The organism is Providencia sp. PROV003, from assembly GCF_045040775.1.
GTDB lineage: Bacteria > Pseudomonadota > Gammaproteobacteria > Enterobacterales > Enterobacteriaceae > Providencia > Providencia huashanensis.
Genome location: NZ_CP096369.1, coordinates 934,674 through 959,421, shown reverse-complemented (window position 1 = coordinate 959,421; position 24,748 = coordinate 934,674). Strand labels below are relative to the sequence as shown.

The 24,748-nt window shown below is 40.7% G+C and carries 17 protein-coding genes and 1 riboswitch; of the genes, 7 read left to right on the top strand and 10 right to left on the bottom strand.

The genetic code is table 11. The annotated features are described in order from the left end of the window. Positions 1-69: 69 nt before the first annotated feature. A riboswitch (cobalamin riboswitch) is annotated at positions 70-193 on the bottom strand. Positions 194-278: 85 nt separating this feature from the next. Continuing rightward, entirely contained in the window at positions 279-1,376 is a 1,098-nt protein-coding gene (gene trmA, locus M1F14_RS04215) for a tRNA (uridine(54)-C5)-methyltransferase TrmA (protein ID WP_071548717.1), read from the top strand. 59 nt (positions 1,377-1,435) lie between these two features. On the opposite strand, the gene M1F14_RS04210 is transcribed toward trmA, so the two are convergent. Both M1F14_RS04210 and fabR read right to left on the bottom strand, forming a co-directional pair. After that, positions 1,436-1,825, bottom strand: coding sequence for a YijD family membrane protein (locus M1F14_RS04210; protein WP_042846651.1), 390 nt, complete (start codon positions 1,823-1,825; stop codon positions 1,436-1,438). Positions 1,826-1,837: 12 nt separating this feature from the next. After that, complete coding sequence (gene fabR, locus M1F14_RS04205) at positions 1,838-2,494, bottom strand: HTH-type transcriptional repressor FabR (RefSeq protein ID WP_042846652.1); 657 nt, start codon at positions 2,492-2,494, stop codon at positions 1,838-1,840. Between the two features lie 431 nt (positions 2,495-2,925). On the opposite strand from fabR, the gene sthA reads away from it, so the two are divergent. Further along, positions 2,926-4,323 (top strand): Si-specific NAD(P)(+) transhydrogenase, encoded by a 1,398-nt coding sequence (gene sthA / locus M1F14_RS04200; protein WP_042846653.1) that lies wholly within the window; start codon positions 2,926-2,928, stop codon positions 4,321-4,323. A 79-nt stretch (positions 4,324-4,402) separates the two neighbouring features. Here the strand turns inward: sthA and oxyR are convergent, their stop codons facing one another. Next, the gene (gene oxyR / locus M1F14_RS04195; protein ID WP_042846654.1) at positions 4,403-5,308 is read right to left on the bottom strand and encodes a DNA-binding transcriptional regulator OxyR; all 906 of its coding nucleotides are present in this window, start codon (positions 5,306-5,308) and stop codon (positions 4,403-4,405) included. A gap of 1,671 nt (positions 5,309-6,979) precedes the next feature. Here oxyR and M1F14_RS04190 point away from each other — a divergent pair. Continuing rightward, positions 6,980-7,327 carry a hypothetical protein gene (locus tag M1F14_RS04190; protein ID WP_042846655.1) on the top strand — a complete coding sequence of 116 codons (348 nt, stop codon included), beginning with the start codon at positions 6,980-6,982 and terminating at the stop codon, positions 7,325-7,327. 64 nt (positions 7,328-7,391) lie between these two features. Here M1F14_RS04190 and argH read toward each other — a convergent pair whose 3' ends face one another. The 4 genes from argH to argC form a co-directional block, all read right to left on the bottom strand. Continuing rightward, positions 7,392-8,768 (bottom strand): argininosuccinate lyase, encoded by a 1,377-nt coding sequence (gene argH / locus M1F14_RS04185; protein ID WP_071548718.1) that lies wholly within the window; start codon positions 8,766-8,768, stop codon positions 7,392-7,394. Between the two features lie 162 nt (positions 8,769-8,930). Continuing rightward, positions 8,931-10,151, bottom strand: coding sequence for an argininosuccinate synthase (locus M1F14_RS04180; protein ID WP_042846657.1), 1,221 nt, complete (start codon positions 10,149-10,151; stop codon positions 8,931-8,933). Between the two features lie 44 nt (positions 10,152-10,195). Continuing rightward, on the bottom strand, positions 10,196-10,972 hold the full coding sequence (gene argB / locus M1F14_RS04175) for an acetylglutamate kinase (protein WP_042846658.1): 777 nt from the start codon (positions 10,970-10,972) through the stop codon (positions 10,196-10,198). Between the two features lie 14 nt (positions 10,973-10,986). Beyond that, positions 10,987-11,991: an N-acetyl-gamma-glutamyl-phosphate reductase gene (gene argC, locus M1F14_RS04170; RefSeq protein WP_071548719.1), complete on the bottom strand. Its 1,005-nt coding sequence runs from the start codon at positions 11,989-11,991 to the stop codon at positions 10,987-10,989. Positions 11,992-12,093: 102 nt separating this feature from the next. Between argC and argE the strand changes: the two genes are divergently transcribed. Then, the gene (argE, locus tag M1F14_RS04165; protein ID WP_042846660.1) at positions 12,094-13,257 is read left to right on the top strand and encodes an acetylornithine deacetylase; all 1,164 of its coding nucleotides are present in this window, start codon (positions 12,094-12,096) and stop codon (positions 13,255-13,257) included. 238 nt (positions 13,258-13,495) lie between these two features. Continuing rightward, positions 13,496-14,380 carry a methylenetetrahydrofolate reductase gene (metF, locus tag M1F14_RS04160; RefSeq protein ID WP_042846661.1) on the top strand — a complete coding sequence of 295 codons (885 nt, stop codon included), beginning with the start codon at positions 13,496-13,498 and terminating at the stop codon, positions 14,378-14,380. 63 nt (positions 14,381-14,443) lie between these two features. Here the strand turns inward: metF and M1F14_RS04155 are convergent, their stop codons facing one another. Then, positions 14,444-15,508, bottom strand: a complete 1,065-nt coding sequence (locus M1F14_RS04155; protein ID WP_042846662.1) for a linear amide C-N hydrolase — start codon at positions 15,506-15,508, stop codon at positions 14,444-14,446. A 618-nt stretch (positions 15,509-16,126) separates the two neighbouring features. On the opposite strand from M1F14_RS04155, the gene M1F14_RS04150 reads away from it, so the two are divergent. Both M1F14_RS04150 and gadC read left to right on the top strand, forming a co-directional pair. Further along, positions 16,127-17,527: a glutamate decarboxylase gene (locus M1F14_RS04150; RefSeq protein WP_042846663.1), complete on the top strand. Its 1,401-nt coding sequence runs from the start codon at positions 16,127-16,129 to the stop codon at positions 17,525-17,527. 111 nt (positions 17,528-17,638) lie between these two features. Beyond that, positions 17,639-19,189, top strand: coding sequence for a glutamate:gamma-aminobutyrate antiporter (gene gadC / locus M1F14_RS04145; protein WP_181468836.1), 1,551 nt, complete (start codon positions 17,639-17,641; stop codon positions 19,187-19,189). Between the two features lie 71 nt (positions 19,190-19,260). Here gadC and ppc read toward each other — a convergent pair whose 3' ends face one another. Together ppc and M1F14_RS04135 are read right to left on the bottom strand one after the other, a co-directional pair. Further along, on the bottom strand, positions 19,261-21,900 hold the full coding sequence (ppc, locus tag M1F14_RS04140; protein ID WP_042846665.1) for a phosphoenolpyruvate carboxylase: 2,640 nt from the start codon (positions 21,898-21,900) through the stop codon (positions 19,261-19,263). Positions 21,901-22,302: 402 nt separating this feature from the next. Further along, positions 22,303-24,744, bottom strand: coding sequence for a bifunctional aspartate kinase/homoserine dehydrogenase II (locus tag M1F14_RS04135; RefSeq protein WP_042846666.1), 2,442 nt, complete (start codon positions 24,742-24,744; stop codon positions 22,303-22,305). Positions 24,745-24,748 lie beyond the last annotated feature (4 nt).

Genomic DNA, 24,748 nt, shown 5'->3' with positions numbered 1-24,748 from the left:
ATTACACTCGGAAAATCAATTAAATTAAGATTCCGCGAGGTTGAATATAAGATCCGCGCGAATATTCAACGAAGCGATTAGATGTGTGGCAGGTATCGGACTTTTACCGTTGCGCGTCAGTTTTGGATTCCAACCAAATTCCCTGCTCACTCAAGGCATTATCCTAAGAGGAATAACAATCAGTGTCTACGGATGAATAATGAAAACTGGACATCTTCGCTGCTTGCCCTACAATTTCGCCCCTGATACGAATTTTTTACTGTTTTATGGGGCCAAACATGCCAAACACGTTGCATACAGAAGACTACGAACTGCAACTCGCAGAGAAAACTGACCGCTTAAAAGCTATGATGGCTCCTTTTAATGCTCCCGAACCTGAAATTTTTTCATCACCGACGTCCCATTACCGGATGCGTGCAGAATTTAGAATTTGGCACGAAGGCGATGACCTGTTTCATATTATGTTTGATAAAGAGACGAAAGAACGCATTCGTATCGAACAATTTCCGGTCGCAAGTCAGCTAATTAATGACATGATGGCAACGCTGTTACCATTAATTCAGCCCAATGAGTTGCTACGCCACAAGTTATTCCAAATCGATTATTTATCCACACTGAGTAATAAGCTGATTGTTTCACTGCTATATCATAAAAAATTAGGTGAAGAGTGGGTCATTGAAGCTAAGGCGTTAAAAGAAACGCTGACTAAAAAAGGATTTGATGTACAGCTTATCGGTAGAGCATCAAAGACAAAAATCATGTTAGATAATGATTATGTTGATGAAGTTTTACCTGTAAATGGTAAAAATATGGTTTATCGCCAAGTAGAAAATAGCTTCACTCAACCGAATGCACAGGTCAATATAAAAATGTTGGAATGGGCTATTGGTGCAACAAAAAATTCAACAGGTGATTTATTAGAGCTTTATTGTGGTAATGGGAACTTTTCATTGGCTTTAGCGCAAAATTTTAAACAGGTATTAGCGACTGAAATTGCCAAACCGTCGGTTGCTGCTGCTCAATATAATATAGAAGCAAATAATATTGAAAATGTGCAGATTATCCGAATGTCCGCTGAAGATTTTACTCAAGCAATGCAAGGTGTGCGTGAATTTAAACGCCTTGAAGGAATTTCACTTGCAGATTATCAATGCAATACCATTTTTGTTGACCCGCCACGTAGTGGGTTAGATAAAGAAACTGTAAAACTAGTTCAAGGTTATGACCACATTGTCTATATCTCATGTAACCCTGAAACCTTATGCGATAATCTCAATGAACTGACCCAAACCCATAAAATTGAAAAACTAGCGTTATTTGACCAATTCCCCTATACCCACCATATGGAAAGCGGTGTGTTATTAACCCGCCGTTAGAAAATAGCAGCGACAAAAAACGCCGTATAATACGGCGTTTTTTAGTTTATTAATTCACTTTAATTTTCAATTTCTTGTTCTAACGCTAATTCTTGTTGTTCTTTTTTACGAGCTTTCCAACTGACATACATCCATAAAGCTAAAATCACAATGATAGTCGAGGGAATAAAATTTGAGCCAACCTCTGGATTTTGAACACGTAAAATCGCGGCATAGCCAAATATCCCAACAAAGAAACTACCAGCAACAAATTTTGGTAACCCCATCGGCATAGCTTGGTGTAAATAACGTTGGTGCAAACAATAAACAGCGAGTACTAATGTTAAAATGGGAAAGAAAGAAAAATCGACTAATGAGTTAAACAACGTAGAGAAAGTCCCATGAGTCGCAAGCCCAATTACAAGTGCCAGCAGTAATGTACTTCTTTCGTAACTTTTTTGATCCGTCATTGATTCTCCTTATTATTTGGTTAGGTCTGGGTCAGTTTGATTCTGTCGTTCTTGTTCACGGCGGTACCAATAGTAGGCGCCTTTAGCGATCATTCTTAGTTGCAATACCAACCGTTCTTCAAGCTTTCTTCGTTTTTCTTCATCTATATCAAGCGCTTCAGCACCAGCACTGAATACAATTGTCACCATTGCTTCTGATTGCATCTCAGTAAAATGACGCGGCATATGGCTTTCTAATTCAAGGTAATCCGCTAATTCAGCAATAAAATGTTGAATTTCCCTTGCCACTGCAGCACGAAACTCAGCCGAGGTACCGGAACGCTCTCGCAATAATAACCGAAAGGCGTTTGGGTTATTACCAATAAACTCCATAAAAGTTGAGACTGATGTGCGGATCACACTCCCACCTTTCGCAATACGCTGCCGTGCTTGACGCATCAGCTGGCGCAACATCAGACCGCTCTCATCTACCATTGTCAGACCAAGTTCATCAACGTCTTTGAAATGGCGATAAAATGAAGTTGGCGCAATACCCGCTTCCCGAGCGACTTCCCGTAAACTAAGGCTAGTAAAGCTCCGTTCAGCACTTAATTGGCTAAAAGCAGCTTCGACGAGTGAACGACGTGTTTTTTCTTTTTGTTTTGCCCTAACGCCAATAGTGTTGCTCACGGTGATCCTAATTTCTATGTCATTAAACGTTAATAATTACATCAAAGATGTAAATAAGGAGTGCTATTCACCCCCTAGCATACCTGAAATTTCTTCATCTGGTTGAGAGAAAAATCGACTCTTTATTACAATTTAGCCATTTTCAGAATTTCGCTTACTATCTTTGCTGTTTTCTTATATAGAAACCATCATCTTCACCACTACACCCTACCCGAACAAGAAAAAATAGTTTTACCAAAAATGCACTCGATATTGTTCCCCCAGAATTTCTAATTTATCGCAAAACGGCAAACGAATGGGTTTAAATAAACAGACATAAATCCGTGTTTTGAATATGCAAAAGAAGGCGATGGAAAAAGAGAAATTAGGTTAAGGAAGCAACTGATGTTACTATAATGTAGTCACTTCGTATTAAAAACAGGTCTTACCTTATGCAACTTACCCATTTTGATGCAATAGTCATTGGTTCCGGCCCTGGTGGTGAAGGCGCTGCCATGGGACTGGTAAAACAAGGAAAAAACGTTGCTGTTATTGAACGTTATAATAATGTCGGCGGAGGCTGTACCCACTGGGGAACCATTCCCTCAAAAGCCCTCCGCCATGCAGTTAGCCGTATTATCGAATTCAACCAGAACCCCCTTTATAGTGATAATTCCCGTAACTTAAGCTCCTCTTTTTCTGAAATCCTCAGGCATGCCGAAACAGTTATTAGCCAACAAACGCGTATGCGACAAGGGTTTTATGAGCGTAATGGTTGCCAAATGTTTTCTGGTGAAGCAACTTTTATTGATGAGCAACATGTGAGTGTCCGCTATGCAGATGGAAGCTGCGATGTTTTAAGTGCAGATAAAATTGTGATAGCAACAGGGTCTCGCCCATACTGCCCTTCTGACGTAGATTTTAACCATTCCCGAATTTATAACAGCGATACCATTCTCAACCTAACCCATGAACCTCGCCATGTCATTATTTATGGTGCGGGGGTTATCGGCTGCGAATACGCATCTATTTTCCGTGGATTGGGAGTCAAAGTTGATTTAATTAACACTCGCGATCACCTACTGGCTTTTCTTGACCAAGAAATGTCTGATGCCTTGTCGTATCATTTTTGGAATAGTGGCATTGTGATCCGCCATAATGAAGAATATGAAAAGATAGAGGGTTTAGATGACGGGGTCATTGTTCACCTTAAATCAGGTAAAAAAGTCAAAGCTGACTGTTTACTGTACGCGAACGGAAGAACAGGTAACACTGACGGTTTAGGTCTCGCCAATGTAGGAATCGAAGCGGATGGCCGTGGTTTAGTTAAAGTCAACAAAGCCTACCGAACAACGAATGAACACATTTATGCTGTTGGTGATGTGATTGGCTACCCAAGTCTAGCGTCTGCTGCCTATGACCAAGGGCGAATTGCAGCTCGTGCAATCGGCGGTAGTTTAGGTAATGCACATTTAGTTGAGGATATTCCAACGGGGATTTATACCATTCCTGAAATTAGTTCTGTTGGTAAAACAGAACAAGAGCTGACGGCAATGAAAGTACCTTACGAAGTTGGCCGAGCGCAATTTAAACATTTAGCTCGAGCTCAAATTGCTGGGATGAATGTCGGCAGTTTAAAAATACTATTTCATAGAGAAACGCTACAAATATTAGGTATTCACTGTTTCGGTGAAAGGGCGGCTGAGATTATTCATATCGGCCAAGCTATTATGGAACAAAAAGGTGAAGGTAATACCATTGAATATTTCGTTAATACCACATTCAATTACCCTACTATGGCAGAAGCTTTCCGTGTCGCTGCATTAAATGGCTTAAACCGCTTATTTTAGTGATGTGCAATTATGGTTGCCTGTTTTTCTGGCAACCATCATATCTTTTTGAGATGTAAACAATTAGCGAGCTTTATTCCTAAACTCGATTCTTATAATAGTGATCCATCGAGTTATAAATAGTTTCTGCTAATTGCTCATAGCGACCTCTTAATGGAGACCCCGGACGATAAACTAAAACAATCGTACGTTTCGGTTCTGGCTCAATACAATTCAAATAGCAAACGCCATCACGGCAAACTTCATTTGGTACCGCTAAATCAGGTAATAGTGTAATCCCACTTCCTGCCGCGACCATGTTGCGTAACGTTTCTAAACTAGTCGCCCTAAAATGCGTATCCTCTTTAGCGCCCGCTTGGAAACAAAAGCCCATAGCTTGGTCACGCAAACAATGGCCATCTTCTAGCATTAATAGCTTTTCACCTGATAATTCACCCATTTCAATGGTGTCACGCCCATGCCATGGATGGCTTTCATAGATAGCTAATTTCATGGGTTCTTCAAATAAAGGGACAACAATAAAAGGATCTGTTTCTTTCACTTCCGCTAAAATTGCACAGTCTAATTTACCACTATCTAACTGAGCCAGTAATTGCTGAGTTTGTGCTTCATGTAAGTAAATTTCTAATTTAGGGTGTGCTTGGTGCAATTGAGGAATGATATGTGGTAATAAGTACGGTGCCACTGTAGGTATCAAACCGATATGCAATGGGCCAGACATACTCTCGCCTTGCAACGCGGCCATTTCTTGCAGTACTTTTATTTCTCGCAAAATAGTTCGAGCCTGTTCAACGAGTAATAAACCTTGTTGAGTAAAAAGAACTTTACGACTAGTTCTTTCTAGTAGCATAACACCAAGCTCTTCTTCTAGCTTACGAATTTGTCCACTCAATGTTGGTTGGCTAACATGACAAGAATCCGCGGCACGTCTAAAGTGTTTATGTTCAGCTAGTGCAACAAGGTACTCCAAATCTCGAATATTCATATTCCTATTTCCTTTCGTGAATTCTTTGCCAAACCAAAGATAGATAATACCAATCACTATATCGATATTAGTTTGTTATATCTATTGATATATTAAAAAACACCGTGTTTCATCCCATTTCAGCATAAATAACCCACTCATTGAAATAAATAGTAACATTTAGAAATAAAATGACTCAATTCTGTTCCCTCCATTTTTCACAAAAAAAAATAGGAATCAAACAATTATAAATTGTATTTATGACATCAAATTAAAGTAAACCTTTCTTCAATTTTATATGAGTACATAAACAAACCTCCCCCAAATAATAGTTTATATCCAGTCTAGTCGCTTCTAAAAAGCTTTCATCCGTGATAATGACACGAGGAGCTAAAATACTATGGATGCTACTATTACCACACTTTATCCCCTCACAAGTTAAAAATACCTCATTAAATAATTAAAGAATGTCGCCATACTGTCGATACCCTATACCGCATGTTAATGATAACAAAACTGAGTATTGAAGAGAGCTGAAACGGCCAAGTAAGCAAATGAAGCTGCTGAAAACAAATAACAACAAAAGGCGTAATAGAGATCAGCAATGTAATTTAGTAAAGAGCCCCCCCATTTAGCCTTCTCTTTTTGTAAGTACAAAAAAGAATTGCGCCTTAACATGAGCAACAACTAATAGGGCAAGCAAGCAAAAATAAAGACGTCAAACATCAATTTGGGGAGTTCCAATATAATTGGATGTAATATTGAAACATTTATATTAATCACAATGTAGTTTTAAGCGAAATAACTCGAAAAACAAGGTAGCTTTACTCTCCAAAAGTTTAAAAATGGGCTTGGTTAGCCTTTTTTTAGAAACATTTTGTTATATTTGTTTTCATTTATTATTAATCTTTGTAAGTTTCTGTTTGAAAGTTAATTCAAAATCTCAATGTAACCTGACTACTTTATATATAAATAGAGCTCTACTCGCTGTCACTATCAAAAAAACCACAGCAGATTAAACCATCAAAAAGAGAGATAAAACCACAAACTCAGAACATTAAAAACCCAAAAAGGCAAATTAATAGATGATGATAAAAATTCCACTATAGAACATTAAACTGAATAGATTCTATACATCCCCTATTTCTATTATATTTTCACACATTTGAATTTTCACATTTACACCTTTAACGCGTTTTTCGTTTTATAATTCTTCCATAGCAAGACATGAGCAAATTAAAATCAACCAAACTATATAGACTTTAAATTAGGAGTTAATATCATGACTATTAAAAATATCTCTTCAGTATTAGCGTTAACTTTAGTCGCTACTTCATTATTCACAGCAAATGTATAAACTAAAGAGAATCAAACAACAATTAATTTTAAAGCTGCTATTTTTGCTTCACCCTGTACTTATGACATCAATAATAAAACAAATTTAAATTATTTTAATAATGAAAAAATAAAACAGAAACAAGCAAAATTAATTTCTCTAAAGAGCAAAAATCCACAGAGTAGAAAAAATTAGATAATAACCATAGCACTTACCAATTTAAATGGACTAATGAAGATAAAGGCCATGCACTATTATCAGTACAACATGCATAATCATTAAACGACTTTTTTATTAAATAACCAAGATAATATAACAAACTGATTTTAAACAAAATTAAATTATAGGATTCTATTATGAAAAATTCAATGGCGAAAAAAGTATTTCATTGTTCAATAACAGCTTTATTATTAATGACAGCCTCTAGTATATTTAGTGCTTATGCCGCTCAGAATCAAGATTCTGGCACCATTAATTTCTATGGCGCAATTGTCCATCCGAATTGTACAAATGATATCAGTGAGACACAGATTAAATTACATTGTATGAATAATAATACAGAATTAACCACCGAGAGTATTGAGCTAAATAATATTACTCAAAAAAGTGGCTGGAAGGTTATTAATGATGGCAGAAATGAATATTCATACAATTGGGTTAACGAAGAGAAACAACTAGGCATGCTAACCGTTAAATATATTTAATAGAACTGTGTTATGGGAATTGGGGTAGTCATGCTACCCCCCATTTTCTGGTGACAATGACCGATTAAAGCCCCAACCTTGTTTTTGCCTCCACAATCGCACTCGCCACCTGCTTCTGAGATACCCCACCTTTTGCTAACCGCTTATCTAAGCATGATTGCAGCGATAAAATTTCATACACATCCAATTGAATAGTATCACTGAATTTTTGCAGATCACTTAATGCCATTTCTTCCAATGCTTTACCTTGAGCAATAGCAGTAACAACCGCTTCACCCACAATATGGTGCGCTTCACGGAATGGAACGCCTTTCGCTACTAAATAATCCGCCAGCTCAGTCGCATTTGCATAGCCTTGTTTTGCTGCATCTTCACAACGTGGGCGACGAATTTGAATACCATCAAGGACTAACACTGCCATATGCATACAATCTAACCATGTGTCTAATGCATCAAATAAGCCTTCTTTATCCTCTTGCATGTCTTTGTTATAAGCAAGCGGTAACCCTTTTAACGTCATCATCATACCCGTTAATGCGCCTTGAACTCGCCCACATTTACCGCGGATCAATTCGAGTGCATCTGGGTTTTTCTTTTGTGGCATTAATGAAGAGCCCGAGGTTACTTTGTCAGATAACTCAACGAAGCCTGCCTCACCACTATTGAAGAAAATTAAATCTTCAGCAAAACGCGATAAATGCACCATGCCAATGCTGGCATCAGATAATAATTCGAGTACGTGATCTCTGTCTGAAACGGTGTCTAAACTATTGCGTGTCGCAGATGCGAAACCAAGCCAAGAGGCAAGTTGCTCTCGGTCAATATCATACGCTGTCCCCGCCAATGCACCACACCCTAATGGGCTAACGTCTAGACGCTTTAGTGTGTCTTTTAAGCGGCTTTCATCACGCGCTAACATTTCACTATAAGCTAAACACCAGTGGGCAAATGTCACGGGCTGAGCGCGTTGTAAATGAGTATAGCCTGGCATCACTGCGTCTTGGTTATTTTCGGCTGTGATGACTAATGCTTTTTGTAGCTCAGTGACCGCTTCTAATAATAATGCGACTTGGTCTTTACACCATAATTTTAAATCTGTCGCCACTTGGTCATTACGACTACGACCTGTGTGTAATTTTTTACCTAAATCACCAACTTTATCAATCAGTTTACCTTCAACCCAGCTGTGAATATCTTCTGCATCACTTTGCAGTATAATTTCAGGGTTATCTTGCACTTCTTTTAACAATGCATTTAGCGCTTGTTCTAAAGATTGTTGTTCGCTCTCAGTCAGTACACCAACGGTGACTAATGATTTTGACCATGCGACTGAGCCAATAATATCTTGTTGCGCCAAGCGATAATCAAAACGCAGTGAATCATTAAACTGTTTAAACCGTTGATCCGCTTGCTGGCTAAAACGCCCACCCCATAGTGCCATAACTAATCCCTACCTGATTGATAAAATAAGTTTTGCTCCCGACAGCATTAAACGCTGCCGGGGATCTAGCCTGTTATATTCCCAATAATTCGAGGTGCAGCTAAGCGACAAGTCAATGTGTACAATCAACGCCAGTGCAACTTGAAGTATGACGAGTATAGGTTACTTAGCTTTATTCTGTTCTTTCAACGCACGGATACGTGAAGACAGGGAATAAAGACGGATAAACCCGCCTGCGTGGCTATGGTCATATACCTCATCTTCACCAAATGTGGCGAATTCTTCAGAATATAGGCTCTTGTCCGCTTTCTTCTGAATTGCCGTGACTTGCCCTTTATATAATTTCAGAACAACTTCACCGGTGACATCTTGTGCTAATGATTCTGCCGCAGCTTGTAGCGAATGGCGTAATGGCGCAAACCAACGCCCATCATAAACCACATAAGACATTTCTAAGCCTAATTGCTCACGCCATTTGTAGCTATCGCGGTCCAGAACTAATTGCTCAACACCACGCAGAGCCGCCATCATAATGGTGCCCCCTGGGGTTTCATAGCAACCGCGAGATTTCATGCCGACTAAACGGTTTTCAACGATATCGATACGGCCAACACCGTGTTTTGCCCCTAGCGTATTCAGTGTTTCTAGGCAACCTAGTGCAGATAATGTTTTACCATTAACTGAAACTACCTCGCCGTGTTTCACGCCCACGGTCACCAGTTCAGCTTCATCTGGCGCATCTTGTGGGTCAACTGTCCATACCCAGCAGTCTTGGTTTGCTGCATTCCATGTGCTTTCTAATACACCACCTTCTGTAGAGATATGCCACGCATTTTCATCACGGCTATAAATTTTTTCAAGGCTAGCAGTCGTTGGGATATTGCGCTCTTTTAAATAATCGAGCAGCGCCTCACGTGAGCGAAGATCCCACTCACGCCATGGAGCAACCACCTGTAATTGCGGCGCAAGCGCAGTATAGGTGCTTTCGAAGCGTACTTGGTCATTCCCTTTACCTGTTGCGCCATGGGCAACCGCATCAGCCCCTACTTTTAAGGCAATTTCCACTTGGGCTTTTGCAATAATAGGACGAGCCATTGAGGTACCTAATAAATAACTACCTTCGTATAACGCACCTGTTTTAAGAACTGGGTAAATATATTCCTTAACGAATTCTTCGCGCAGGTCAACAACGTAACACTCAGATGCGCCTGATTGCAGAGCCTTTTTCTCAACACCGACTAAGTCTTCTCTGTCTTGCCCTACGTCAGCAACGAAAGCAACCACTTCGCAGTCATCATAGTTTTCTTTCAACCATGGAATAATTGCCGATGTATCGAGACCACCTGAGTATGCTAATACGATTTTTTTAATGCCCTTTTTCATAACGTACCTATTCCGCTCAATTAATATTTATTTCCATGGCTCATTTATGATGCCAAGATCCGAGTTCCGATAGCTGTCCCATTAAACAGCTCAGGAAGTTGTTCTGCATGACGCCAACTTGCGATATCAACCGAGCGCTGTAAGGCCGTTGCGGCATCAAGTGCAGCATTCACCTTAACAATCATTCCATCAGTGATGATGCCTTGCTCAATTAATTTTTGGGCTTTTTGTGTCGTCATTTCATCAATTTTCTGGCCTTTACCATCCAAAATACCGCTCACATCAGACAGTAAAACCAGATCTGCATTTAATGCTTGCGCGATAGCGGTGGCTGCTTGGTCAGCATTCACATTCATCAATTCACCCTCTGGGGTGATCCCTATCGAGCTAACAATTGGTAAATAACCTGAATTCAAAAGTAATTTCAATAAATTAGAGTTACCTGGCTTTGCGTTTCCAACATGCCCTAGCTCTTCATTTAATTGAGTCACTATGGCACTTTGACCGTCACCCAGCGACAAACCTACCGCAGGTAACTGATATTTTATCGCCCACGCTAGCAAGGTTTTATTAGCTGTTCCCGCTAAGGCACCCGTAATAATATCGATTTGGTCTGCAGGCGTGACACGCAACCCTTGTTTTTTCACGACAGGTAATTGTAGTTTTTGCATTAGTTCATCTACTAAGCACCCACCACCATGAACAATCACTAGCTCACGTTGATGTCGCTGGCGATAGCTTTGGATTGCCGTAAACAACTTTTCAAGTGCCTCGGTGCTATCAAGTAACACTCCGCCCAATTTAATCACTAAGGGTTGCATGGGTTTGATCCTTATTAAAATAATGACTGAGTTTCATTAAAACCAAAACGAATATTCATGCACTGAACGGCTTGTGCAGCAGCACCTTTAAGCAGGTTATCTTCTGTACCGACTAAAATCAGGTGTTCCCCTTTCAATACATAGCCGATATCACAAAATGGCGTACCAACAACTGATTTCAATGCTGGAACACCTTTTTCATACAAACGGACTAACGGTTTGCCTTGATATGCCTCTTTAAAAGTTTTACCAACCTGCTCTGCGGTCACACCGGCTTTTACTTTGCAGGTGATAGTCGCCAATATTCCTCGTGAAAAATTGCCCAGATGAGGAGTGAAAATGACATCCCGACCTAAATGAGTCGCAATTTCTGGCTGATGACGATGCGTAAAGATGCCATATGGCTGTAAGCTAACTTCACAAAAACTGTTGGTCATCGATGCCTTACGGCCCGCACCTGAAACACCGCTAGTTGCATTAATTACTGGCCACATTGCGTCATCCAGTAATTGCGCATCAATTAATGGCTTCAGCGCTAACTGAGACACCGTCGGATAACACCCCGGAACAGCAATTAACTGAGCTTGTCGAATTTTATCCGTCTGCCATTCAGCTAAACCGTAAACTGCTTGCATTAACCATTCGGTATTTGTATGTTCAAAGCCATAGTACTGCGTATAAAACGCAGGGTCTTGAACGCGATAAGCACCGGATAAGTCAAACACCACACAACCCGCCTCAAGAAATTGAGGCGCGATGTCATGGCTCACTTCATGTGCAGTAGCGAGAAAAACAACATCAATACCTTTCGCAGCCTCTGCAACATCAGTTAATGGCTGTACCGGAAGGTCAATAATACCCTTATACTGAGGATGCAAATCAGAAAAACGTTTATTTGCATCTGCGCTTTGCGCGGAAACCATTAATCCCTGAAGATTTATTTCAGGGTGACGCTGCAAATAAGCGGCTAATTCTGCTCCAGTATAGCCACTGGCCCCGATAATGAGTGTGTTCAACATATGCTTTCTACCTTGTACTCGTGACCCAAACAGTTTAATGTGTATTTTTATTCAAATAAAGTGCATGAATATTGATACTATTATGGATAAAGGCTGTCAACAGTGAATATTAAATTACCTGCATTTATTGAGATTTATCGTCAATTAATTGCCACTCCATCGATTAGTGCGACTGATTCTCATTTGGATCAAAGCAATAAAGCCCTTGTGGAACTTTTAGGTGGTTGGTTAGAAACTCTCGGTTTTTCGGTTAACATCCAACCTGTGCCGGAAACACGTGATAAATACAACTTACTCGCTTCTATCGGTGAGGGTAACGGTGGGCTCATGTTATGTGGCCATACCGACACAGTACCATTCGATGAGGGCCGTTGGAGTAAAAACCCATTCGAGCTGACTGAGCACGATGGTAAGTTATATGGGCTTGGTACCGCAGATATGAAAGGTTTTTTCGCCTTTATTGTTGATGCGTTAAGAGATATGGATTTAACAAAACTCCAACGCCCACTGCATATCTTAGCAACTGCTGATGAAGAAACGTCAATGGCAGGTGCACGTTATTTTGCGGCTAACACAGCACTACGCCCTGATTTTGCTATTATTGGTGAACCTACGTCTTTACAACCTATACGAGCACATAAAGGGCATATATCGAACGCCATTCGCATTACTGGGCAATCAGGGCATTCCAGTGACCCAGAGCGTGGTGTTAATGCGATTGAATTAATGCATGAATCGATTTCTCATTTGATGACGCTCAGAAATACATTGAAAGAGCGTTTTAATAACCCTGCTTTTGTTATTCCATACCCAACTATGAACTTTGGGCACATTCATGGAGGGGACGCGGCAAACCGTATCTGCGGCTGTTGTGAGTTGCATATGGATATTCGCCCACTACCAGGGCTGACATTGCAAGATCTGGATGAAATGTTAAATCATGCCCTTGAGCCTGTCAGCACCAAATGGCCAGGCCGTATAGCAATAGAATCAATGCATCCACCAATTCCTGGCTATGAATGCCCAACAGATCACAAAATGGTTGCTGTGATTGAACAGTTACTAGGGCAAAAAGCAGATACCGTAAATTACTGTACTGAAGCGCCATTCATTCAAGAACTGTGCCCGACCTTAGTACTTGGCCCAGGTTCGATTGAGCAAGCACACCAACCTGATGAGTTTATTGATATGCGTTTTATAGAACCGACTCGTCAGCTAATTAGCCAAATGATAGAACACTTCTGTTTTACTAAACAAAATCAATGATTGCCTTAAAAACGCATGGCTATATTTAGCGCCATGCGTTTTTATCATGAATTTTTTTCCTGTTACCTTTGAAAAAACCTCAGCGTCTATATTTAATTTAAGGGTTGACTATCGACCAATATCCGGTAATCTCTATTTAGCCGTCTAAACGTATAGACGCGTACATGGATGTGATTATTTATAAAGATCATAACTCACAAAGATAATAATGAGTCTGCAAATTGCGAGGTTACAGGGTATGAGTTTTTTTCACGCAAACCAGCGCGAAGCGCTAAATCAAAACTTAGCTGAATTAGATGGCCAAATTAATGTTTCATTTGAGTTTTTCCCACCTCGCAGTGAAGAGATGGAGCAAACACTTTGGAAATCTATCGATAGACTCAAAACCTTAAAACCTAAATTTGTATCAGTGACCTATGGTGCTAACTCAGGTGAACGCGATCGAACCCATAGCATTATTAAAGATATCAAAGATAAAACAGGTTTAATTGCAGCCCCTCATTTAACCTGTATCGATGCGAGCCGTGATGAATTAAAAGGCATTGCACGTGACTACTGGAATAATGGTATACGCCATATCGTAGCTCTACGTGGCGACCTACCCGATAACAGCAATAAACCCGATATGTATGCAACTGATTTGGTTGAACTATTAAAAGGTGAAGCCGACTTTGATATTTCAGTCGCTGCTTATCCAGAGGTTCACCCTGAAGCGAAAAGTGCCCAAGCAGATTTAATTAGCCTTAAAAAGAAAATTGATGCAGGTGCTAGCCGTGCAATCACCCAATTTTTCTTTGATGTTGAAAGCTACCTCCGTTTTCGCGATCGCTGCGTTGCAACAGGTATCGACGTTGAAATCGTCCCAGGTATTTTACCCGTTTCTAATTTCCGTCAGTTAGAGCGTTTTGCCAAATTAACCAATGTACGCATTCCCGCATGGATGAGCAAAATGTATGAAGGGTTAGACAACGACCCTGAAAGCCGTAACCTTGTTGGTGCCTCAATCGCCATGGATATGGTCAAAATTTTGAGCAGAGAAGGCGTGAAAGATTTCCATTTTTATACCCTTAACCGCTCTGAACTTACTTATGCAATCTGTCATACGTTAGGAGTTAGGCCTTAAAGGGCGAGTTTACAGCACATAAGTTCATTAAAGGGGCTAGTTGCCCCTCACCCTATAAATAGACTAAACCAAGGCTGGGTTAGGAACATTAACGTGAATGAATACGGGTTGTTGCTCATTCTCAAATTGTTCTATCGTAAATTTTTGATAATTTAAATTGTTATACCCTCTAAATAAGAGTATCCCCCGCTGCAAATCAGTCAATACTGTCCAAACTGAAAACTCGGTTAGGTAAAGCTTGAAGATATCATCTTCCCCTAATAATGGATCAACAGAGGCATTTTTAGGCCGGTCAAATTTATTCATGACGTGCCCTAATTCTACGAGCTGAACATTGGGGTCTGATACTTTATGATAGTAAGTTGAATAATAAACTGCCCGAACAAACCGCCCAACAGAGGTGTCAGCATTTGGCACTGCAGCAAGAGCGATACCACTATCAGGCTGGGAGAGTTTCATATTACCTAACGTGCTTGATGACACATCAACATTTGAGAGTTGGGTATAGTTATTAAGGTTAGTGAGATGCCAAGGAAATTCAGGGCCATTCGTCATACAGCGAGTTGGGTTGTCATAAACGTGCAAAACCCCCTTTGATACTTCAACCACGATACACGCCCCCGTTCTGTCATAAAAAGCATAATGAAAAGGGCTTGGCATATTACGCAGCAGTAATAATTTTTGTGACCAAAATGCCGTTTTAGGGATCGCTTTTTTCAACTCAGCGACTGTGGCGTATTGAGATAATGCCCACTCACCAATTGATGCAATCGGTACTGCTTTAGTATATTTTTTGGGGTTAAGGGGGGCTAATTCAGAATCTGTGATCATATTTAAACTAAAAGCTAACCCTCCGGAGTTAACGCCCTCAAGCACATCCCTTTCCCCTAAAATACTCACTGGTGCAGTAATTGCGATAAAAGGATACTTCACTTTATACTTTAGTCCTAAAGAGCCATCAGGGGCTTTACGCTGAAAAATATGGTTCTTCGGGTAATAAGTTAAAATTGACTCAGGTTCATCTGAAGAGAACTCTAATGTTCTACCGTGATAAACGTAATTATTTTTATCTGTGATTGCCAGAGATGTACAAGCAAACGCGCGAGGATTTGTGTTTTTTTCTAACATGTTAGCAGCCTTATCAAATAATATATTTGCCTATTACCATAATTACGATGAATAAAACCCATGATATTTAATAAATTAACCTGACTTATTTAAGGTATAATACATTCTGGCGTTTATATCCAACAAAATGAATATAAAAATAAAGCAGAAAGGGGGAATTTAGCGTTAAATCTTTTTTAGAGCATCACATTAAATTTAAATTTAATGAAAACTAAATTTGAATTATTCGTTAATAATCATCACAATTATGAAATATGTAATCCATTTAATATGTTATAAAAACCCAACACTAATTAGCATCATCAGATAACGACAAACTAACTCATAAAGAATAAATTTACAGAAGTTAACCCCAAAATTTTCACTCATGATGAGTTAAGCAGCTAAAATTTCAGAGTATACATGACTTAAAAAGACACCTAACCAATATTAAATATATTACTTCCCCCCATCTGCCATAGTTATAACCTTAATTTCATTCTAATTAAGATAATGGCTATTCAATTAATTTTTTTTAGTTTAAATCTTTGGATATTTAAAGAAGAGCGCGTATATTTAATATTGCTCTCAATATTAAATATCACATAATTACCACTTGGTTATTGAGGAAATTAAAATATGAGTAATCGTTCATTGAATCCAAAATATAATGGGATGGATGACGTTTATGCGTCATTAGAGTTATCAAAATCATTACCAAAAACTAAATTTCCATCAAAAGAACAAGAACCTCGCAATGTATTTAGTGCAGTGCGAGATGAATTAATGTTAGATGGTAATTCACGTCAAAATTTAGCAACATTCTGCCAAACTTGGGTAGATGATGAAATTCGTGACTTAATGGACTTATCTATCGATAAAAATATGATCGATAAAGATGAATATCCACAAACTGCCGAAATTGAAAACCGTTGTGTACATATGCTAGCGGATCTTTGGCATTCGCCAGATGCAGAAAATACCCTCGGCTGCTCGACCATCGGTTCTTCTGAAGCAGCAATGCTTGGAGGGCTAGCCTTAAAGTGGCAATGGCGTAAAAAACGTGCAGCAGCAGGAAAGCCAACAGACAAACCAAACATGATCTGTGGCCCTGTTCAAGTATGTTGGCATAAATTTGCCCGCTACTTTGATGTTGAACTCAGGGAGATCCCACTTGAAGGCGACCGCCTGATTATGAACCCTGAGGAAGTGCTTAAACGTGTAGATGAAAATACGATTGGTGTAGTACCAACGTTAGGCGTGACATTTACTTGCCAATATGAACCTGTTAAAGCAGTTCATGATGCATTAGATAAGTTACAAAAAGAAACGGGCTTAGATATTCCTATCCATGTCGATGGTGCAAGCGGTGGGTTCCTAGCACCATTTTGTGCGCCAGATTTAGAATGGGACTTCCGTTTACCTCGCGTAAAATCGATTAACTCTTCCGGACATAAATTTGGTTTAGCCCCATTAGGCGCAGGCTGGGTAGTCTGGCGTGAAGCGCAAGACTTACCTGAAGAATTAATTTTCAATGTAAACTATTTAGGTGGCAATATGCCAACCTTCGCGCTTAACTTCTCTCGCCCAGGTGGCCAAATTATCGCTCAGTACTATAACTTCCTGAGGCTCGGTCGTGAAGGCTATGCAAAAATTCATAATTCTTGCTACGCAACTGCGCAATTCCTAGCCCGCGAAATCGAAAAGTTAGGTCCATTTGAAATGATTTTCGATGGTGATAGCCAAAAAGGTATCCCAGCGTTGGCTTGGAAGTTGAAAAAAGGCGAGACCACCAGCAATTATTCCCTCTATGACATAGCAGATAAACTACGTAGTCGTGGATGGCAAGTCCCTGCATATTCAATGCCAGCAAACCGTGAAGACCTCGTTGTTCAACGTATCTTAGTTCGTCACGGAGTAAGTTTAGACTTAGCCGCATTGTTAATTGAAGATTTTAAACGCACGCTAGATTATTTCGAAAAACACCCAGTCAATAAACCGCTAACAGAAGATGAAGGCGGCGGTTTTAACCACAGTTAATTAGCTAGTCATTAGCTCTATTATTTATTAGCCAAAGAATGTCATGTTCTTTGGCTTCTATTGGGATCAGTCCTGTAAGACTGATTGTTTATAGACTTTAGGAGAACTCGTATGGCGACAACAACGACAGCTCCAGCCGCAAAACAGCTCACATTACTGGGTTTTTTTGCCATTACAGCCTCAATGGTAATGGCTGTATATGAATACCCAACGTTTGCAACATCTGGTTTTAGTTTAGTTTTTTTCCTATTGTTAGGCGGATTGTTATGGTTCATTCCTGTCGCATTATGTGCCGCAGAAATGGCGACAGTGGAAGGTTGGGAAGAAGGCGGTGTGTTCGCATGGGTTTCTAATACACTAGGTGAGCGCTGGGGATTTGCTGCAATTTCATTTGGTTACCTACAGATTGCTATTGGCTTTATCCCAATGCTGTACTTTGTGCTAGGGGCCCTATCTTATATTCTAAATTGGCCAGAATTGAATACGGACCCTATAACCAAAACTATCGGGGCATTAGTCATTTTATGGGTGCTAGCTTTCACTCAATTTGGCGGGACCAAATATACTGCGACCATCGCTAAAGTAGGTTTCTTTTTAGGTATTTTACTTCCTGCACTCATTTTAGTGTTTTTAGCCATTAGTTATTTATCCAGCGGTGCCCCTTTAGCCATTGAAATCAGTGAAAAAACCTTTATTCCTGATTTTACCCAAATAGGGACATTGGTCGTTTTTGTTGCGTTTATTTTGAGTTATATGGGAGTTGAGGCTTCCGCAACCCACGTTAACGAAATGAAAAACCCAGGTAGAGACTACCCAGCAGCCATGTTTTTACTGATGATAGCAGCCATTTGTTTAAGCTCTATTGGCGGGTTATCTGTTGCTGTTGCTATCCCAAATAGTGAAATTAACCTGTCTGCCGGTGTAGTTCAGACATTCAACGTACTTGTTACACACTTTAATTCTTCCCTTGAATGGGCAGTGCGAATTATTGCAGCTTTATTATTGCTTGGTGTCTTAGCGGAAATAGCCTCATGGATTGTAGGGCCTTCGCGAGGAATGTACGTTGCGGCACAGAAAGGAATTTTGCCGCAAAGTTTCGCCAAAGTGAATAAAAATGGCGTCCCAGTCACACTGGTTGTCTCTCAATTATTAATTACAACTGTCGCGATTATCGTCCTCACCAATACTGGCGGCGGCGGGAATATGTCATTCCTTATTGCATTGGCACTGACGGTCGTTATTTATCTCTGTAGCTACTTTATGTTATTCCTTGGTTATATGCATTTAGTCTGCAAGCAACCTGAGAAGAAACGAGCGTTTAATATCCCTGGTGGCAAAGGTGTTAAATTACTTGTTGCCTCCGCTGGGTTTATTATTTCTATCTTAGCGTTTATTGTTTCATTCTTCCCACCAAGCTCATTACCCGGCGGAGCAAGTGATAATACTTACGTCACGCTACTTGCCGTCAGCTTTATAATTATCTTCTTACTGCCATTTGTAATTTATGCATTCCATAGCAAGCAAGGTAAGAAAACCAATGTGGCGATGGTACATATCAAAACGCATAATGCACCAGTTAACCACTTCTTTATTCACCCTAGAGCGCGTTCTACCTATCATCTAGTGCATGATGATAAGCAAGATAGTGACTCCCCTAAGTAAGATGAAATAAAGATAAAAAAAAGCTGCCGAATGAATTGGCAGCTTTTTTCTTAAATACGGCTGTAATACCCCTAGCCCGTATTACGCATCCCAGCAGCAACCCCTGCAATAGTGACCATCAGCGCTTGTTCTACGCGTGGGTCTGGGTGTTCTTGTTGGCGAGACCGGTGTAATAGTTCGGCTTGTAAAACGTTTAACGGGTCAGTGTAGACATTACGTAGTGCAATAGATTCAGCAATCCACGGTAAATCCGCCATTAACGCTTCGTCTTTCGAAACCGCTAGCACACTTTTTATATCCTCCGACAGCTGATCACGTAGTTTTTGCCCCAACGGCCATAAACGTTCTTCCACTAAACGATGATCATAGTACTCCGCCAGCCATAGGTCTGCTTTCGCATAAACCATCTCTAACATAGCTATACGTGTATTAAAGAATGGCCATTGCTGCCACATTTCATCAAGAATGTTTTGTTTGCCTTCTTGTTCAATGACATGTTTCAGTGCTGCGCCCGCACCCAACCAAGCAGGAAGCATCAAGCGGTTTTGTGTCCATGCAAAAATCCAAGGAATAGCACGTAATGTTTCAACACCACCAGTAGGTCGACGTTTCGCTGGCCTTGACCCTAGTGGCAACTTGCCTAGTTCTAATTCAGGCGTAGCAGCACGAAAGTACGGAACAAAATCAGGCTGTTCACGTACATAGTCACGGTACATTGCACAAGAAACATCCGATAATGAATCCATCACCGATTTCCACTCGTTTTTCGGTTCTGGTGGCGGTAAGAGATTAGCTTCTAGGATTGCGCTTGTATACATTGCTAAACTACTGATAGTGACTTGTGGTAACCCGAATTTAAAGCGGATCATTTCCCCTTGTTCTGTAACACGCAAGCCACCTTTTAAACTCCCCGGAGGCTGAGACAGCAATGCAGAATGAGCCGGAGCCCCCCCACGACCGATAGTGCCACCACGTCCGTGGAACAGGGTCAGTGTCACGCCTTCTTTTTCACACAGTTTAATTAACGCATCTTGTGCCCTGTATTGTGCCCACGATGCTGCCATTACCCCTGCATCTTTAGCTGAATCTGAATACCCAATCATCACCATTTGGCGGTCATCGATCAGCTCGCGGTACCATTCAATACTGAGCAGTTTTTGCATTACGCTTTCGGCATTATTTAAGTCTTCTAAGGTCTCAAATAATGGTGCGACCGGTAAACGAACTGAAGCGCCAGTTTCATTAAGCAATAATTTAACTGCTAAAACATCTGAAGGTACTTTAGCCATTGAAATTACATAAGCCGCAATCGAATCATTCTTCGCATTCGCAATAACACGGCAGGTTTCAAATACCTCTTGTGTTTCTGGGCTAGGCTGCCAATCTTGTGGAATTAATGGGCGGCGTGATTGCAGCTCGGACAGTAAAAATTGCTGTTTTTCTTCTTCCGACCACTGTGAGTAATCCCCCAGCCCTAAATATTGTGTGAGTTCTGCAATAGCCTCTGTATGGCGAGTACTTTCTTGGCGGACATCAATACGTACCAACTGTAAGCCAAAACTACGAATACGACGTAAGGTATCCAGCAGTTGCCCATTGGCAATAATTTTCATATTGCAGGCAATTAACGATTGATAACAGGCATATAACGGGTCCCATAACTGGGCATTATCTGTCAATAAATCGGCGGGAGGCAAGGCTTGCTCACCTTTTACACGGCGCTCTAAATATTCTAATGTTGAGAATAATTGGCTACGCAAATTTTTAGCAATTTGGCGATACGGTTCATCCACATCATCGCCTCCAGCTAATGCACGTAACTCTGGGGTTGCCTCCGTCATGGACAGTTCAGAAACTAAAACCTGAATGTCTTTTAGGAATAAATCTGCTGCTTTCCAGCGACTTAGCAGTAAAACTTGACGAGTAACATCCGCCGTCACATTTGGGTTACCGTCACGGTCACCGCCCATCCATGACGTGAAACGGATTGGATTGGCTTCAACAGGTAAAACAGCGCCAATCGAGTCTTCGAGTTGTTCGTTAAATTCACGTAAAAATGCAGGAACCCCTTCCCACAGTGAATTTTCGACCACTGCGAAACCCCACTTCGCTTCATCAATTGGCGTTGGACGAATTTTACGAATTTCATCGGTATGCCATGATTGAGCGACTAATTGGCGTAGGCGCCGCATAATATTATTGCGCTCATAGTCCGCAATATCATCATGATCAAGCTGAGATAAACAGGTGTTTACTTCAACCAGTTTGTGGATCAACGTCCGACGTGCGATCTCAGTGGGGTGAGCGGTTAAAACTAATTCGATAGAAAGCTGTTCAACTGCTTTTTGAATGTCTGTATCAGTAAAGCTTTTTTCTTTTAAGCGGCCAAACAGATTTTTCAATGCGACGGGGTTACTTGCCGCTTCACCATGAGGTGAAATACTGTGGTATTGCTCAGCGACGTTTGTTAGGTTTAAGAATTGGTTAAATGCCCTTGCGACGGGTAGCAACTCATCATTAGAGAGGTTTTGTAATGTCATCAGCAGTTTTTGGCGCTGAACTTCATTACCTGCACGGGAAGATTTAGAAAGCTTACGAATGGACTCTACTTTATCGAGTATGTCTTCGCCTAAAGCTTCCTTGATGGTATCGCCGAGTAACTTACCTAGCATACTGACATTACTGCGCATTGCGGAATATTGCTGATTCATGAGACTCCTGACCTTGTGCTTCTGGCAGAATGCATCCCGCATGACTCACGGTTAACAGACTGCTACCTGTTTCCTGTAACAAAATTTCAGTCGGCTGCGTTAGAATTATCATTTTGTGATGCAGACCGCTAAATTTACCCTTCAATGTATATTCATATCAGAAAAAAATGACTTTGGGGGATTTTTCTGAAATTTAATTACAGATTCATTTTTATTAATTTTTCTTATTTAAGTATTGTTTCAGCGCAATATATCGTCGATTCAGCACTTTTAAGACATGAATAATGCTTAAGAATTAAATCATCAGAATAAAAAGACAGAAAAGAAGGCTGTAGATTAAAAATTTTCATGATGTATTGGTGCCAAATTTACATTTAAAGCACCAATACATTTAAACAATGATTACAACAATTGAGAAAGGCGGTTTAAATCAGATTGAATAGCCCCAGCAGTCACATCTCGCCCTGCCCCAGGACCTCTTATTACTAATGGGTTATCTCGATACCAGCGACTTTCTATCGCAAATACATTGTCACCCGGTAATAATGAAGCCAATGGGTGATTCGGTTGTACTGCCTCAACACCCACTTTAGCTTTACCTTTTACTGCATCAAACCGCGCAACATAACGAAGTACTAACCCCATTTCCTGTGCCGCTTCTAAGCGCTGTTGCATCTGTTCATTGATCACAGCACTATTTTCAAAAAACTCATCTAATGAGCCGGTTTGAGCTTGTTTAGGGACTAATGACTCAACACGTACGTCATTAGGTTCTATATCGTAACCAGCTTCACGGGCTAAAATAATTAACTTGCGCATCACATCTTGCCCAGAAAGGTCAATACGTGGATCAGGTTCTGTTAAACCTTGTTGCCACGCTTGCTCAACTAACTCACTGAACGGAACCGAGCCATCGAATTGCAAAAATAGCCATGATAATGTCCCTGAAAAAATACCGCTAATCGTCAGGATGGCATCACCACTTTCTTTTAAATCTCGCACCGTATAGTTAATCGGCAACCCAGCTCCAACTGTCGCATTATAAAGCCAGTGACGACCTGTTTTTGAAAATGCATCTCGAATTTGGCGATACTGAGCTGTTTGTGCGGCCCCTGCAATTTTGTTAGCACTAATAACATGAAAACCATAGCTGGCAAAATCAACATAGCTATCAGCCAAAGTTTCACTGGCGGTAACATCTAAGACAACTAAATCATCATAAGGGTGAGAACGCATCCATAAAAACAAGTTGTCATCTTCATGTTCCACCGCCTCGTCATCAAAAAATGCCAAAGCGCGACTAGGGTCGATCCCCTGATAATTTAATAAACTACGGCGGCTATCCACCACACCAGCCAACACGAAGTCAAAGTCACTACGAGCAGAAATATTAGGTTGCTCCGCTGCAAAAAGTTCCAACCAACGCGCGCCAATATTCCCTTTACCAAAGAGTACTAACCCTATACGTTTTTCCGCACGGAACAAGCTTTGGTGCATACCTTGGATTAAATGTTCAGTTTGGTTTGTACGCAATACGGCAACCAAGCTAATCGCATCTTCAGAATGCCAAATAAATTCAACAGGCTGCCCCTTCAACTCCTCATAAAAACGGTGGCTATGCAGGGGTTTTTTGCCAACACCCGCCCCCACTAAAGCAACCAAAGAAAAACCTTCACGCAGTGATAATGACCCCGGTAACCCGGCTTCCTCTAAGACATTCAACGCACTTTCAACAAGTTCTGAGGTGTAACATAATTGAAGCAATGCACGGTCATGGTGAATACCAAGAGCTAATGGACGTAATTGGACCCGTTTTAATAGTAAGTCCACATCCTTACAGATTTGTTTGAAATCCCGCCCTGCAGCAATACGTAGTTCAATTAAGCAAACATCATCGTGACTTGTGACAATTTTAGCCCCAGCTCCTGATGCTAATACACGCTCTATCTTGGTTGAGCCTTGCTCTGGTTGGTAACTACACCTTAATTGCAAATCAATGTTACTGACAGAAACGGGCTGCAAGGTACGAGTATGTAAAACTGGCGCCGCTAAACGCGCCAATTCGCTAGCTTCATCAAGACGTAATAAAGGCAATAAACACGCATCTTTAACCTTACGAGGGTCTGCACTGTACACCCCTGCAACATCACTCCAAATGGTGACTTTATCAACATCGGCGAGCGCACCAACCTGTGTGGCTGAATAGTCGCTACCATTGCGCCCGAGTAATACGGTTTCGCCTTGCTGGTTACGGGAGATAAAGCCAGTAACAACAATACGTCGATTAGGTAATTGAGTTAATTGTTGTTGTAATAAATACCGTGATTGTATTTCATCTACCTGAGGCTGTGCAGCGCGTTCAGCACGTAAAAATAAACGCGCGTCTAACCAAGAACTTGCCATATCAGCTTGAGATAATACTTCAGACATAAGGCGCGCAGACCAAATTTCACCATGACCGACGACTTCTGCGTAAGTGACATCACTATTCGGCTTATCCAGTAAAACACTGAGTCGTTCTAAATCCTGAATGAATAATTGGCTTAATTCTTTTGCTTTTGGTTCTGGCAAAAGAGATTCAATTAAATCCAGTTGATAGCGGCGTAATATTTGCTGAGCTTGATGAGCCGAAATACGGTCAATCTGACTTAATTTCAACCAATTGATTAGTTGATTGGTTGTACTACCCGCAGCGGAAACCACCATTAAATCACCGGGTTGGCTATAGTTAGCCATAATAGCCGCAACTCGTTGATAACACTTCGCGTCCGCTAAACTACTACCTCCAAACTTATGTAACTGGCGGTGGCAAGGTGCCACCTCAACCGCTGTTAGTACACTCATCAAA